The organism is Nonomuraea fuscirosea (genome assembly GCF_003001935.1).
Lineage (GTDB): Bacteria > Actinomycetota > Actinomycetes > Streptosporangiales > Streptosporangiaceae > Nonomuraea > Nonomuraea fuscirosea.
This window is the reverse complement of sequence record NZ_PVNG01000018.1, coordinates 177,595-191,053: the sequence shown is the minus strand read 5'-3', so window position 1 is coordinate 191,053 and position 13,459 is coordinate 177,595. Positions and strand designations below refer to the sequence as shown.

Here is a 13,459-nt window from a genome sequence, read left to right as displayed (position 1 = left end):
AAGCGGCGAGTAAGGGGCCGAGTAACGTCGCTATTCGCGGTAATCAGCGGCTTCACGAATGATTTCCGGTTCGCCCGTGGCGGGGTTCCGCCCTCCGGCGCCCGCCCGGCCGGGTGCCCGTGGTGATGATCTTCCTCGTTCGCGCAGCTTGAGCGGGGTCTCCCGGGGGCGGGCGAGGATCCTCACACCACGGCCGGCGCGAGGGTGCAAACGGGCATTCGCCGTAATAGGGCACGCAAAATGTTTCTCGAGGCGCTGCGCGCCTGGGCGCGGCTTTTCTCCTGACCTGCCGATGATCGCGCCATGAGCTTGACTCCGCGCGATCTCGGGATGGATGTCACCATTTCCCGCAGGGACCTCTTCGACGGCATGGCCCTGGGATGCGTGATCTCGGGCGGCGCGCCGGGGCGGGCAGAGGCGGCCCAGAAGGCCCTGAGTGAGCCGGCGGGCTTCGTGGTGCGCGGGGACACCAGTGCGGCGCTCAGCGTGCCGCACGCGCTGCGGGACGGGCGGTTCTGGGAGCATGCGGGCCCCTTCGTCCCCACAGGGGAGCGGCACGACCTCGTCGTGGTCGGCGGCGGGCGCGGCGGGATCAGCGCCGCCTCCGAGTGGCTGCGCCGCCGTCCGCACGACCGGGTCCTCGTCCTCGACAACCACGACGGCATCGGCGGGCACGCGCCGCTGTGCCGGCGGGCCGGGGCCGACGCGGTGATGTGCGACGAGGAGAGCTTCGGCGCCGACACCCTCGTCCGGCTCACGTCCCCCGGCTGGATCGGCCGGCTGCCGATCTCCGTGCGGGCCCGGCGGGACCTGCTCATGCTGCACGACGACCCGCCCGACTGGCTGCCGGGCCTCCCCGCCCAGGCCAAGCAGGAGCGGCTGGCGGAGCTGACGTACGCGCAGTTCCTGCGCGAGGTGTGCGGGGTGCACCGGGACGTGGAGCGCTTCTCGCGGACGATGTCCTGCTCCGGCTGGGGGTACGACACCCGGGCGTTCGGGGCGATCGACGCCTGGGGGACCGGGTATCCGGGGTTCGCCGGGCTCGGGCTCGACCGTGACCAGCCCTCCCGGTTCAACTCGCCCACCGTACGCAGGGAGTGGCACGGACCCGCGCCGGCCGCCGCACCCTCGCGTGACGAGCGGATCTCGGTGCGGACGTCCAGCCCCGTGGTGTCGGTGCGCGACGGGGTCGTGGGCTACTTCGACGGCCACCGGGTGCTGACCGTCGAGGCAGGGGCGGTGATCCTCGCCTGCCCGAGCGCGGTCGTCCCCTACCTGGTTCCCGACCTGCCCGCGGGGCGGCGGGCCGCGCTCAGCAGGGCCGTACGGGTGCCGCTGCTGGAGGCCGTGGTCCGCTTGCGCGATCCCGGCGCGTGGCGGCGGCTGGGCGTCGGGCGGGTGCGGTGGACCGGCGCGTACTGGAACGAGTCGGCGTTCGTGCCGCCCGACGGCGTCCGGCTGCTGGCCACGCCGTGCCGGTCGGAGCTGGGGCCCGGCGCCGGGTCGGCGGCGGGGCGGCGTGAGCTGTTCGCGACGCCGTACGAGGTGCTGGAGCGGACCGTACGCGACCAGTTGGCCCGGCTGCTCGGCCCGGTCGGCTTCGACCCCGGCCAGGGCATCGAGGCCATCGAGGTACGCCGATGGGGGCACGCGCTGTCGCCGGAGTACTGTCGGCCGTGGGACGCGTTCTACCCCGACGGCCCCTTCCCCTCCGACGCGGCGCGGGGGCCGTTCGGCCGGATCGCCATCGCGGGGTCCGACAGTGAGCCGGCCGCGCGCGGCGAGGCCGCCGTGGTGGCCGCGATCAGGGCTGTGGAGGAGCTGACGTGATCAGGACACTCTGGCTGCGGATCTTCCTGACCGGTTTCGTGCTCTGGCTGGCCACGGTGGCCGTCACCGCCTGGACCGGGAACTCCAACCTGGTGCCGACCGTGGTGCTGTTCGGCAGCTTCCTGGTGCCGGTGACGTTCGTGGTCTGGGCGTACGGGCGGGGCCGCTCGCCGGGGGTGACGGTCGAGCTGCTGTTCCAGGCGTTCGTGGTGGGCGGCGTGCTGGGCGTGCTCGGCGCCTCGCTGCTGGAGAGCTGGCTGCTGCGCCCGTCGATCCTCATGTACGTGCTGGTCGGCCTGATCGAGGAGGGCGTCAAGCTGGCCGCCCTGATCATCGTCACCCGGCACATGACCCGGCATTTCACCAGGGACGGCCTGGTGCTGGGCGCGACCGTCGGCTTCGGCTTCGCCGCCTTCGAGAGCGCGGGTTACGCCTTCAACTCCCTGTTCACCACCTCGGGGCTGTCGCTGGCCCAGCTCGTGGAGACCGAGGTGCTGCGGGGCATCCTGACGCCCGTCGGCCACGGCCTGTGGACCGCCATCGCCGGCGGCGCGCTGTTCGCGGCGCGCGGGCGGCTGACCGGCACGGTCCTGCTGAGCTACCTGGGCGTCTCGCTGCTGCACGCGCTGTGGGACTCGATGAGCGCCATCGCCATCGCGATCACGCTGGTGCTGACCGGGCGGCCGTGGCAGTTCGAGCTGCTGCGGATCGGACGTGTGCCGAACGTGACGCAGTGGCAGGTACACGTCTACGCGGTGCTCAACTGGGCGGGGCTCATCGCGATTTCGCTGGTAGCGCTCCTGTGGCTGTGGACGATCGCCGTCGCATCCCGCCGCGAACGCCCGATCTTGTCCCAATAATCACGGTAATGAACGCCTTGCTCCCACTGCGCCAGGAGCATAATCGGTGCTAGTCTCCTGTGCGATCTTCCGGAGGTGTATTTACACAAGGTGTGGAAATGCCCCCGACTCGAGGTTGGGACATGGGCTCGCGAAACCGGTCAATTCGGTTCAAGATCTTCTTATTGCTACTGCTACCCCTCCTGTCTCTGAGCGCGCTCTGGGGTTTCGTCCTCAACCTCACCATGGGCGACGCCCGATCACTACTCCGCGCGAACACCCTCTACCGGACCATCGGCGTCACCTCCACCGACCTGGGCCTACAGCTCCAGGCCGAACGCGCACGCTCCTCCGAGTCGCTCACTACGCGTGAGCTGACCGAGGCGCTCGGCGCGCAGCGCGCCCGCACCGACAGGTCGGTGACCGAGTTCCGCCAGGCCGTCACCGAGGCCGGCGACTCCGCCGACGGCAACCTGCGCCAGCCGCTGCGCGGCCTCCAGGCGGCGCTCGACCGCCTCGGCTCGATCCGCTCCGACATCGACCGCGGCGTCAGCTCGCGCCTGACCGGGCTGAACGAGTACAACCACATGCTCGACTCGCTCTTCCTCGTGTACGACCACCTGGTCTCCGTCCCCGACCTGACGATCTTCCAGCAGGCGTCCTCGCTGCAGGCCATGGGCATGGCCAGGGAGTACATCGCCAGGGAGCACGCGCTCGTCATCGGCGCCCTGTCCGACAAGCGGCTCACCGCGCCCGAGACGGCCGCCTTCACCGAGTACGCGGCCTCCAGGCGGTTCCTGCACTCGCGCGGCATGGCCGGGCTCGACGTGGCGCTGCGCAGGCCGTACGAGCAGATCTTCGCCACCGAGCCGTTCCTGAGCTTCGCCACCATGGAGGCGCGGGTCGTCAAGACGGGCACGCCGCCGCCTGACGGCGACGCCTGGCACGAGGCCGTCGACCGGCTCACCGCGCGCCTCGACGTCCTCGGCGCGAGCGCCACCAGCACCCTGGCGACCCGTACGTCGGAGGCCGCCACCTCCACCGTGGTCAAGATCTCCGTCGCGGGCGGTCTCGGGTTGATCGCCGTGCTCGCGTCGATCATCATCTCTGTACGCTTCGGGCGCCGACTGGCCGGAGAGCTGGCCGGGCTGCGTACCGCCGCGGTCGAGCTGTCGCAGCGCCGGCTGCCCGACATCGTGGCCCGGCTGCGCAGGGGCGACGACGTCGACGTACGGAAGGAGACCAAGGCCATCAAGGTGAGCGGTTCCGCCGAGATCACCGACGTGGCCAGGGCGTTCGGCTCCCTGCAGCGCACGGCCGTGCGCGCCGCCGTCGGCCAGGCCGCGCTGCGCCACGGGGTCGGCCAGGTCTTCCTCAACCTCGCCCGGCGCAAGCAGGGCCTGCTGCACCGCCAGCTCGCGCTGCTCGACGGCATGCAGCGCCGTACGCACGATCCCGACAGGCTGGAGGAGCTCTTCCGCCTGGACCACCTGACCACCCGCATGCGGCGGCACGCCGAGAGCCTCATCGTCCTGTCGGGCGCCGCTCCCGGACGCGCCTGGCGCAAGCCGGTGCCCGTGATCGACATCGTCCGGGCCGCGGTCGCCGAGGTCGAGGACTACACCAGGATCGCCGTGGAGGCGATGCCGGTCAGCGCCATCGACGGGACCGTCGCGGCCGACCTGACCCACCTCGTGGCCGAACTGGTCGAGAACGCCACCATCTACTCGCCCCCCGACACCATCGTGCAGGTGCGCGGCGACCTGGTGAGCAACGGCTACGCCATCGAGGTGGAGGACAAGGGGCTCGGGCTGCCGCCCGCCGACTACGCCAGGGTCAACGCGCTGCTGGCCGATCCGCCCGAGTTCGACCTGGCCGACAGCGACCAGCTCGGCCTGTTCGTGGTGGCCAAGCTGGCTCAGCGGCACGGCATCAGGGTGCTGCTGCGCCGCTCTCCGTTCGGCGGCACCACCGCCATCGTGCTCGCGCCCCGCTCGATCGTGACCGAGCAGAGCGCGCTGGAGGCGGCCGGCGGGGACGGCAGGGCCGACCTGCCCAGCCGTACGCGCAAGAAGGCGCTCGCGGTCGTGTCGTCGGGGACGCACGCCGGACTGCCCAGGCGGGTGCGTCAGACCCACCTGGCACCGCAGCTCAAGGAGGCGCCGCCCGAGCCTGAGCCGCAGCCGGAACGCTCTCCCGACGAGGTACGCGACCTGTTCTCCGCGTTCCAGCGGGGAACGCAACGCGCCCGAGAAGAAGCCTCTGAGGAGGGGCCATGAGTAAGGGGGAAGCATGAGTGCGCCTACGACCAACACCGGTGAGCTGAACTGGCTGCTGGACGACCTCGCCACCAGGGTCGCCGCCGTGCGCCAGGCGGTCATCCTGTCGACCGACGGCCTGGCCGTGGGTTACTCCAAGGGGCTGACCCGCGAGGACGCCGAGCACCTGTCGGCGGTGGCGGCCGGCTTCCAGAGCCTGGCCCGCGGCACCGGCCGCCATTTCGGCGGCGGCGACGTGCGGCAGACCATCGTGGAGATGGAGTCGGCGTTCCTGTTCGTGACCGCGGCCGGCCAGGGCACCTGCCTGGCCGTGATCGCCGAGGCGAACGTGGACGTCGGCCAGATCGCCTACGAGATGGCGATGCTGGTCAAGCGGGTGGGCCAGCACATCACCACCAACCCGCGCGCTGGAGCGTCATGAGCGATAGCCCGCAGTGGTTCGATGAGGAGGCGGGTCCGGTCGTCCGGCCCTATGCTCTCATCCGCGGTCGCACCCGCTCCTCCGGTGACGGGTTCGACCTCGTGGCCACCGTGCGCGCCGTGGGTGACTCCCCCGGCGAGCTGGGGCCGGAACAGCAGCTCATCCTGCGGGCAGCCCGTAGTCCGATCTCGGTGGCCGACCTGGCCGTCGAGCTCGACCTGCCCGTCGGCGTCATCCGGGTGCTGCTCGGTGACATGCGTGACCACGGCCTCATCTCGGTGACGTCGCCCTCCGCCGGAGGGTCGCGGTCGAATGAGCGCATTCTCAAGGAAGTGATCAATGGACTCCGTGCTCTCTGACGACCCTGTCGCGCTCAAGATCCTGATCGCGGGAGGGTTCGGCGTCGGCAAGACCACGCTGGTCGGGTCGATCAGCGAGATCAGGCCGCTACGCACGGAAGAGGTGCTCTCCGACCGCGGCATCGGCGTGGACGATCTCGACGGCGTCGAGGCCAAGACCACCACCACCGTGGCGATGGACTTCGGCCGGATCACCATCCGCGAGGGGCTGGTCGTCTACCTGTTCGGCACTCCCGGGCAGGAGCGGTTCTGGTTCATGTGGGACGAGCTGTCCTACGGCGCGCTGGGCGCGGTCGTGATCGCCGACACCCGGCGGCTCACCGACTGCTTCCCGTCCGTCGACTACTTCGAGCAGCGCGGCACGCCGTTCGTGGTGGCCGTCAACTGCTTCGACGGCGCGGACCGGCACAGCGTGGACGACGTGCGCATCGCGCTCGACCTGGACGAGGACGTGCCGGTCATGCTGTGCGACGTGCGGCGCAGGACCTCCGCCAAGGAAGTCATGATCACGCTGGTGGAGCACTCCCTGCGGACGCTCACCTCGGCGAACTAGCCTTCCTGACGCGCGGCCTAGAGCGCGCGCAGGCCGTTGATCACCTCGCGGAGCAGGCTCTCCGACGGGGTGGCGGCCTTGTCGCGCGGCGGCCTGATCGTCACCAGGCCGTGCTCAAGCAGGTCCCCCAGCAGCACGCGGACGACGCCGACGGGCAGGCCGAGATCCGAGGCAACCTCGACGACCGGCCTGTTCTGCCCCGACACCAGGGACAGCAGCCGGCGGTGCTGTGTGCTCAGCTCGGCCTTGGACGGGGCGGGCAGCCCCGTGGAGACGACCGTCGCCAGCAGGTCGACCTCGGAGGAGGCGGACCTGGTGCGCCCGCGCGCGACCGCGTACGGCCGGACGACCGGCCCCGCCTCCTCGTCGACCCACTCGTGCTCGCGGCTCACGACTCAGATCCCCCATCCTGCTCACTCTCCTGCCGCCCGCGCTGCCAGCCGGACTGGAGCGAGGAGAGCAGCGCCCTGGTCTCCTCGGGTGAACGCTCCTCGGCCGGCTGCACGGGCGGCGGCGCCTGCTTGAGCCGCGGCGGCAGACCGGCCTGCCGCTCCCGTTGCGGCAGCCCCCCGGACCGCTCGCGCTGGGGCAGCCCCCCGCTCCCGTCACGCTGCGGCGGCTCTCCGGCCCTGTCCCGTTGCTGGGGCAGCTCCCCTGGCCGCTCCTGAGGCGTCTCAGCGGGCCGCTGAGGCGCGTCCTGGGTGCGCTCGCGGCGCGGCAGCTGCTGCGGCGGCCTGATCGCGTCGTCCTGCGGCGAGCTCTGCTGCGGAACGGAGGGAGTGGCGGCCCGCCTGCTGGTCCGCACGCGCCGCGGCAGCTCGCCCGGCCCGGTGTCCTCCCTGACGACCGACACGGACACGGGCTCGAACTCCACCGGCCGCACCGGGGCCGTCATCGGCTCGACCAGCGAGGCGGGGATGAGCACGATGGCGGTGGTGCCGCCGTACGGGGAGGGCTTGACCGTGACCTTCACCCCGTGCCTGCCGGCGAGCATGCCCACCACCGAGAACCCCAGCCGCTCGGTCTGCGAGGGGTCGAACTCGGGCGGGCTGGCCAGGCGGTCGTTGATGGCCCTGCGGGTGGCCTCGTCCATGCCCAGGCCGCGGTCCTCCACCTCGACGGCGAAGCCCCTGCCGACCATCTCGCCGCGGACGGAGACCTCGTTGCCGGGCGAGGAGAAGGTGGTGGCGTTCTCGATCAGCTCGGCGAACAGGTGCATGAGGTCGGCCACGGCCGCGCCGGAGACGCCGCACTCGGGCATCGGGTAGACGCGGACCCGCGTGTACTCCTCCACCTGCGCCGCCGCGCCGCTCAGCACGTCCTCGGCCGGGATGACCCCGCGCCACCTGCGGCCCGCGGTGCCGCCGGAGAGCAGCACCAGGCCCTCGGCGTGGCGGCGCATGCGGGTGGTCAGGTGGTCGAGCCGGAACAGCCGCTCCAGCGCCTCCGGCTCCTCCGTCTGGCGCTGCATCTCGTCGAGCAGCCGCAGCTGGCGCTGCAGCAGCGACTGGCTGCGCCGGGCCAGGTTGCGCAGCGCCTCGGAGACGCCCTCGCGCATCCTGGCCTGCTCGACGGCCGCGTCCACGGCCGTGCTCTGCACGCTGTCGAACGCCGAGGCCAGGTCCCTGACCTCGCTGGTGGACTTCTGGTCGACGGGGATGCGCGGCGCCTCGGTGGCGAGGTCCACGCTCTGGCCCTTGCGCAGCTTCTCCACCACGTCGGGCAGCCTGATCTCCGCCAGGTCCAGCGTCGTACGGCGCAGCGCCCCCAGCTCGCGGGTGAGCTTGCGGCCGACCCGGACCGAGATGAAGATCGAGAACACGACCGCGATCAGGCCGAGCGCGCCGGCCACGCCGGCCCGGACCACGACGGCGACGCCTTCTGGCTCCATCCTGGCCAGCAGCTTGTCACCGGTGCGGGAGACCGCCTCGCGGTACTGCTGCTGCACCTGGCCGTAGACGCCCCGCCACAGGTCCACGTCGAGCGGCTGGCCGCCGATGTAGCTCTCGACCAGGTTCTCCATCGTGACGTAGCGCGGCGAGTAGAACAGCTTCTCGAACGGGGCCCGCAGCTCGGTGTCGAGGTTGGCCAGGGCCTTCGGGAACAGGTACGTCCTGGATCCGTCGATGGCGGACAGCATGTGGACGTCGTGCATGTTCGCCCGGCCGTTCGAGGCGATGATCAGGGCGTGCTCGCGGGCCAGCAGCTCGCGGACCTCGTCGGCGGCGATCAGACCCTGCGCCTGGAGCGCCAGCTGGAGGTCCGTGCTGATGGTCAGGCGGGAGTAGAGGAGGTGCACCTCGTCGGCGACCTTGGCGTACTCGGTGATGAGGGCGCTGGGGGTGAGCCGGCGGCCGTCGACCTTGCCGCGGATGTCCGGCAGCCGGTCGATGGTCTCGAACACCGTCTGGAGCTGCGTCTTCATGTCCTGCGTCAGCGCGGACTGGGTGTCCTCGGCCAGCGCGTGCGTGCGCAGCAGCTTGACGCTGTCGTCCACCTTGGCCCGGGCCTTGGCCAGCGCGTCGGGGTCGCTCACGTCGCCGGCGATCCGCTCGGCGGAGGCCAGGCGCTCGGTCTGGACGTCGGACACCAGGCGGTCGGTGTTGTTGATGACCCCGGTCCAGATGGTCTCGACCTTGAACAGGCTGAGCGCCTCTCCCGTCGTGGTGCCCGCGGCGAAGCCCCACAGTGCGATCAGGGAGATCAAGGGGATGACGAGCAGCGTCGAGATCTTGAACCTGATGGATCTGCCCGATGCCATGACAACCCGCTCCCGGATAGAAGATCGCGGGAGAGAATAGCACCGAAACAGATGGTTTTAAGATCGATTAGCGATAAATCTGTGGTATGTCGGGAAATTGAGCGCCGCTGAGGTGGCCCGTCCCCACGTCAGCCGCATGAGCCAGACGGCCAGCACCGCCAGCAACGCCACCTCGGCGCCGAGGAGCAACCGCTCGACGAGCCCGATCATCACCCGCTCGCCGGGCATCGCCACGTACGTGATCGCCAGCAGCCCGAACCCGCCGGCCAGGGCCACCCACTCCACGGTACGCGCCACGGGCTTCCAGGCGGCGTCGGTGTTCAGTCTGGGGACCAGCAGCGCGCCGGCGGCGGGCAGGCTCACGAAGGCGGCGACGGAGACGTACCGGTGGATCTGGGCCGCGAGGTCGAGGTCGTGGCCGATGGGTGTGGTCGGGATCACCGCGGCCACGACCAGGGCGCCCGACCACACCATCAGCAACCGCTCCGGCAGCCCCCGCACCGGAGCCCCCGCCGACCGCAGCCCCAGGAGCAGCGCCAGGGACCCGATCCCGAGCACCGCCATCGCGATCTCCGTGACGCCCCCGCGGTCGGACACGGCGTACTCGCTGACGGTGACGTTCATGGGGTCGAGGTAGGGGTCGGGGCCGAACTGGCCCGCCACCACGGCGACCACCGAGAACAGGATCGAGGCACAGGCGATCAGGGGGTAGAGCCTCTTCGCTGCGGTCATGGGGCCTACTCTCCCCGTGCGGGGGGATGTCTCACATCCGGCCACTGCCCCGATACGTCCCTGACCCGACCCTTAGATCCCTGAGGCGGTGCCCTGAGGAGGGGCGCGCGGGAACGAGCGCACCCCTGGGAGCCGGGGCTCTCAGGGGTGCGTCAGAAGGCGCGGATCAGTCGAGGATGTGACCGGTGGCGCGGGCGTAGCGCTCGCGGATGGCCGGGACCGCCTCGCCCTCGTAGGTGGCCGTGTCGCCGGAGCGCCAGTCGGGCGCGCTCGTCACCAGCGTCGCCGCCTGGTAGGCGGCCCCGTCGGCGACGTATTCGGCCGGCGGCGGGACCGTGATCGGCACGCCGAAGATCGTGGGGGCGATCCGCCGCACCGCCTCAGAGCGCGCGGCGCCGCCGATCAGCAGCACCCGCTCGGGCCGCAGGTCCAGCGCGTCGAGCGCGTCGGCCAGCCCGCACAGCATGCCCTCGACCGCCGCCCTGGCCAGGTGCGCCGGGGTCGAGGTGGCCAGGGTCAGCCCGTGGATCGAACCGGTGGCCGTGGGCCGGTTGGGCGTGCGCTCGCCCTCCAGGTACGGCACCAGTGTCAGCCCGCCGGCCCCCGCGGGAGCCTCCAGCGCCAGGGCACCGAGCTCGTCGAGCCCGACCCCGGTCATGCGCGCGGCCGCGTCCAGGACGCGGGCGGCGTTGAGCGTGCACACCAGCGGCAGGAAGCGCCCGGTCGCGTCGGCGAATCCGGCGACCGCCCCCGTGGGGTCGGCGCTGGGCCGCTCCGCGACCGCGAACACGGTGCCCGACGTGCCGAGGGAGACCACGACGTCGCCGGAGCGGGCCCCCACGCCGAGCGCGGCGGCCATGTTGTCGCCGGTGCCGGGACCGATCAGCACCGGCCCCGCGACGTCGGGGACGGCCTGCGCGGGCTCCAGCACCCTGGGCAGCAGCGGCAGCGCGCCGATGGCCGCCTTGAGCAGGTCGGGACGGTACGCGCCCGTCGCCGGCGACCAGTAGCCGGTGCCCGAGGCGTCACCCCGGTCGGTGACGAGCCGGTCGAGGGGCGGCAGCGGCGCGTCCTCCCAGGCCGCGACGCCGAACGGGACGCCGGACCCGAGCGCGCCCGCCAGGCGCCACGTCAGCCAGTCGTGCGGCAGGCAGACGGCGGCCGTGCGCCGCGCGTGGTCCGGCTCGTGCTCGGCCAGCCAGCGCAGCTTGGTGACGGTGAAGGAGGCGACCGGCACCGAGCCGACGGCGTCGGCCCACGCCTGCGGCCCGCCCAGCTCGGCCGTCAGATCGGCGGCGGCCTGCGCGGAACGGGTGTCGTTCCACAGCAGGGCGTCGCGGACGACCTCTCCCGACTCGTCGAGGCAGACCATGCCGTGCTGCTGCCCGCCCACGCTGATGGCGGCCACGCCGTCCAGCCCGCCGGCCTGCTCCAGGGCCCGCAGCAGCGCGCTCCACCAATGGGACGGATGCACCTCGGTGCCGTCGGGATGCGCGGCGCGGCCCTGCCGAACCAGCTCTCCCGTCTCCGCTTCTCGAATGACGACCTTGCAACTCTGCGTGGAGGAATCGACCCCAGCGACCAGCGTCACCCACGAACTCCTAACAAGTGCTCCAGCGCAAGCTGGTTCAGATGGGTGAAATGGTATCCGCGCCGCGAGGCCACGTCAGGATCGAAGTCGTCCGAGGCGAGGTCGGCCAGCGTCTCGCCGCGGTTGAGGGTGGGCAGGCCCAGCTCGTCGACGCGGGCGGCGCGCAGTGCCTCGCGCACCTCCGGATCAGCCCGGAAATTTCGGGCTTTTTCGCGAAGGATCAGGTATGTGCGCATATTGGCGGCTGCTGAGACCCAGACGTCGCCGGAGTCCTCCGTACGCAGCGGCTTGTAGTCGAAGTGGCGCGGCCCGTCGTAACCCCCGTGTTCCAGCAGGTCCACCAGGAAGAACGCGCTCATGACGTCGCCGTGGCCGAAGACGAGGTCCTGGTCGAACCGGGGGCCGTGCTGGCCGTTGAGGTCGATGTGGAACAGCTTGCCGTGCCACAGCGCCTGCGCGATGCCGTGCACGAAGTTGAGCCCGGCCATCTGCTCGTGGCCGACCTCCGGGTTGAGACCCACCATCTCCGGATGTTCCAACTCGCCGATGAAGGCCAGCGCGTGCCCGATCGTCGGCAGCAGGATGTCGCCTCGGGGCTCGTTCGGCTTGGGCTCCAGGGCGAAGCGGATGTCGTAGCCGCGCCCGCGTACGTACCCGCAGAGCAGGTCGATGGCCTCCTTGTAGCGGCCGAGCGCGGCCCGCACGTCCTTGGCCGCGTCCGACTCGGCCCCCTCGCGGCCGCCCCAGCACACGTAGGTGGAGGCGCCCAGCGAGGCGGCCAGGTCGAGGTTGCGGGTGACCTTGCGCAGCGCGTAACGCCGCACGTCGCGGTCGTTGCTGGTGAAGGCCCCGTCGCGGAAGACGGGATGCGTGAACAGGTTCGTGGTGGCCATGGGCACTTTCAGCCCGGTCTCGGCGAGTGCTTTCCTGAACGACGCGATCGCCCGTTCGCGATCGGGTTCGACGGCGAGCAGGTCGTCATCGTGGAAAGTGACACCGTAGGCCCCCAGTTCGGCCAGACGGTGCACGCTCTCGACGGGATCGAGGGGCGCCCGGGAGGCGTCCCCGAACGGATCGCGCGCCTGCCAGCCGACCGTCCACAGACCGAACGTGAATCGATCGTCAGGGGTTGGCTCGTACATGATTCGATGCTCCCCTGGCGATCAGTTGTCCACAAGCACTTGTTCACAAGCACTCGTTCACAACCCTGAGGGATCACGCCCCACGCTGATCTCCTCCGCGATCTTGCGAATCTCCGTCACCTCGAGGCCGGGAGCCTTGGGCAGGTCGCGCAGCAACGCGTCCATCACCACCGGAACGGGCTGGCCGGCGAACCTGCCGGCGATGCCGTGAACCGTCCTGAACAGCGCCTCTTCGGTGTCGCGCATCGGCCTCTCCTCGGTCGGGGTCAGATACCCGGAGAACGCTACGGCCTGGGCCCGACACTTCGCGCGCTCCCCCTCCAGCGTGTTGCCACGGCGGCCGGCCACGCGCCCCCGGAATTTAGTTGAAGGCTCATATACTTACGCTGGGACACCGCTGAAAGGGGCTGACCATGCCGGTCCAGCGACTCAACCACGCCGTCCTTTACGTCCGCGACGTGGAGCGCAGCGTCGCCTTCTACCGGGAGGCCCTCGGCTTCGAGGTCGTCATGGGCATGCGCGGAGCCGCCTTCCTCCAGGCCCCCGGCTCCTCCAACGATCACGACCTGGGCCTGTTCCAGGTCGGCGCGAACGCGGCTCCCTCGCCCGCGGGGCGCACCTCCGTCGGCCTCTACCACCTGGCGTGGGAGGTCGACACCCTCGACGAGCTCGAACGCGTCCAGGCCAAGCTCGCCGAGCTGGACGCGCTCGTCGGCGCCTCCGACCACAGCACCACCAAGGCCCTGTACGCCCGCGACCCCGACGGCCTGGAGTTCGAGGTGTCCTGGCTCGTCCCCGCCGCGCTGCTGACCGAGGAACTGCTGGCCGGCCGCACGAGCATCCGTCCCCTCGACCTGGAGGCCGAGAAGCGGCGTTACGGCGCACAGACCCGGGGCGGCGTGGGCGTGTCCGTCCCGGTCTGACGTACCGTGGAGGTATCGACCCCTCCCGC

Annotated in this window: 13 protein-coding genes; 7 read left to right on the top strand and 6 right to left on the bottom strand. The window is 71.3% G+C overall.

Annotated elements, in window-relative coordinates; genetic code table 11:
* Positions 1–303: 303 nt before the first annotated feature.
* From B0I32_RS36595 to B0I32_RS36570, 6 genes are all read left to right on the top strand, one after another.
* Entirely contained in the window at positions 304–1,830 is a 1,527-nt protein-coding gene (locus B0I32_RS36595) for an FAD-dependent oxidoreductase (RefSeq protein WP_245956241.1), read from the top strand.
* Positions 1,827–2,690, top strand: coding sequence for a PrsW family intramembrane metalloprotease (locus B0I32_RS36590; protein WP_106247554.1), 864 nt, complete (start codon positions 1,827–1,829; stop codon positions 2,688–2,690). The genes B0I32_RS36595 and B0I32_RS36590 overlap by 4 nt, the downstream gene beginning before the upstream one ends.
* 164 nt (positions 2,691–2,854) lie before the next feature.
* On the top strand, positions 2,855–4,948 hold the full coding sequence (locus B0I32_RS36585; RefSeq protein ID WP_181308173.1) for a sensor histidine kinase: 2,094 nt from the start codon (positions 2,855–2,857) through the stop codon (positions 4,946–4,948).
* Between the two features lie 13 nt (positions 4,949–4,961).
* A complete protein-coding gene (locus B0I32_RS36580) occupies positions 4,962–5,369 on the top strand; it encodes a roadblock/LC7 domain-containing protein (RefSeq protein WP_106247552.1) in 408 nt (135 codons plus the stop codon).
* Complete coding sequence (locus B0I32_RS36575) at positions 5,366–5,728, top strand: DUF742 domain-containing protein (RefSeq protein ID WP_106247551.1); 363 nt, start codon at positions 5,366–5,368, stop codon at positions 5,726–5,728. The genes B0I32_RS36580 and B0I32_RS36575 overlap by 4 nt, the downstream gene beginning before the upstream one ends.
* On the top strand, positions 5,709–6,281 hold the full coding sequence (locus B0I32_RS36570; protein WP_106247550.1) for a GTP-binding protein: 573 nt from the start codon (positions 5,709–5,711) through the stop codon (positions 6,279–6,281). The genes B0I32_RS36575 and B0I32_RS36570 overlap by 20 nt, the downstream gene beginning before the upstream one ends.
* A gap of 17 nt (positions 6,282–6,298) precedes the next feature.
* Here the strand turns inward: B0I32_RS36570 and B0I32_RS36565 are convergent, their stop codons facing one another.
* The 6 genes from B0I32_RS36565 to B0I32_RS36540 form a co-directional block, all read right to left on the bottom strand.
* Positions 6,299–6,673, bottom strand: a complete 375-nt coding sequence (locus tag B0I32_RS36565; RefSeq protein WP_106247549.1) for a DUF742 domain-containing protein — start codon at positions 6,671–6,673, stop codon at positions 6,299–6,301.
* Positions 6,670–9,042, bottom strand: coding sequence for a sensor histidine kinase (locus B0I32_RS36560; protein ID WP_106247548.1), 2,373 nt, complete (start codon positions 9,040–9,042; stop codon positions 6,670–6,672). The genes B0I32_RS36565 and B0I32_RS36560 overlap by 4 nt, the downstream gene beginning before the upstream one ends.
* A gap of 57 nt (positions 9,043–9,099) precedes the next feature.
* Positions 9,100–9,774: a DUF998 domain-containing protein gene (locus B0I32_RS36555; protein WP_106247547.1), complete on the bottom strand. Its 675-nt coding sequence runs from the start codon at positions 9,772–9,774 to the stop codon at positions 9,100–9,102.
* 166 nt (positions 9,775–9,940) lie between these two features.
* Positions 9,941–11,365, bottom strand: coding sequence for a xylulokinase (locus B0I32_RS36550; protein ID WP_106247546.1), 1,425 nt, complete (start codon positions 11,363–11,365; stop codon positions 9,941–9,943).
* Positions 11,362–12,507: a xylose isomerase gene (gene xylA / locus B0I32_RS36545; protein ID WP_106247545.1), complete on the bottom strand. Its 1,146-nt coding sequence runs from the start codon at positions 12,505–12,507 to the stop codon at positions 11,362–11,364. The genes B0I32_RS36550 and xylA overlap by 4 nt, the downstream gene beginning before the upstream one ends.
* A gap of 57 nt (positions 12,508–12,564) precedes the next feature.
* A complete protein-coding gene (locus tag B0I32_RS36540; protein WP_106247716.1) occupies positions 12,565–12,753 on the bottom strand; it encodes a hypothetical protein in 189 nt (62 codons plus the stop codon).
* A gap of 167 nt (positions 12,754–12,920) precedes the next feature.
* Here B0I32_RS36540 and B0I32_RS36535 point away from each other — a divergent pair, with 167 nt between their 5' ends.
* Positions 12,921–13,430 (top strand): VOC family protein, encoded by a 510-nt coding sequence (locus B0I32_RS36535; protein WP_106247543.1) that lies wholly within the window; start codon positions 12,921–12,923, stop codon positions 13,428–13,430.
* The last annotated feature ends 29 nt before the right edge of the window (positions 13,431–13,459 follow it).

What these genes read in the sequence shown, in the direction of transcription:
- B0I32_RS36595 (WP_245956241.1), top strand. Translation starts at nt 304, where the DNA reads ATGAGCTTGACTCCGCGCGATCTCGGGATGGATGTCACCATTTCCCGC.
- B0I32_RS36580 (WP_106247552.1), top strand. Translation starts at nt 4,962, where the DNA reads ATGAGTGCGCCTACGACCAACACCGGTGAGCTGAACTGGCTGCTGGAC.
- B0I32_RS36575 (WP_106247551.1), top strand. Translation starts at nt 5,366, where the DNA reads ATGAGCGATAGCCCGCAGTGGTTCGATGAGGAGGCGGGTCCGGTCGTC.
- B0I32_RS36570 (WP_106247550.1), top strand. Translation starts at nt 5,709, where the DNA reads ATGGACTCCGTGCTCTCTGACGACCCTGTCGCGCTCAAGATCCTGATC.
- B0I32_RS36560 (WP_106247548.1), bottom strand. Translation starts at nt 9,042, where the DNA reads ATGGCATCGGGCAGATCCATCAGGTTCAAGATCTCGACGCTGCTCGTC.
- B0I32_RS36555 (WP_106247547.1), bottom strand. Translation starts at nt 9,774, where the DNA reads ATGACCGCAGCGAAGAGGCTCTACCCCCTGATCGCCTGTGCCTCGATC.
- xylA (WP_106247545.1), bottom strand. Translation starts at nt 12,507, where the DNA reads ATGTACGAGCCAACCCCTGACGATCGATTCACGTTCGGTCTGTGGACG.
- B0I32_RS36540 (WP_106247716.1), bottom strand. Translation starts at nt 12,753, where the DNA reads ATGCGCGACACCGAAGAGGCGCTGTTCAGGACGGTTCACGGCATCGCC.
- B0I32_RS36535 (WP_106247543.1), top strand. Translation starts at nt 12,921, where the DNA reads ATGCCGGTCCAGCGACTCAACCACGCCGTCCTTTACGTCCGCGACGTG.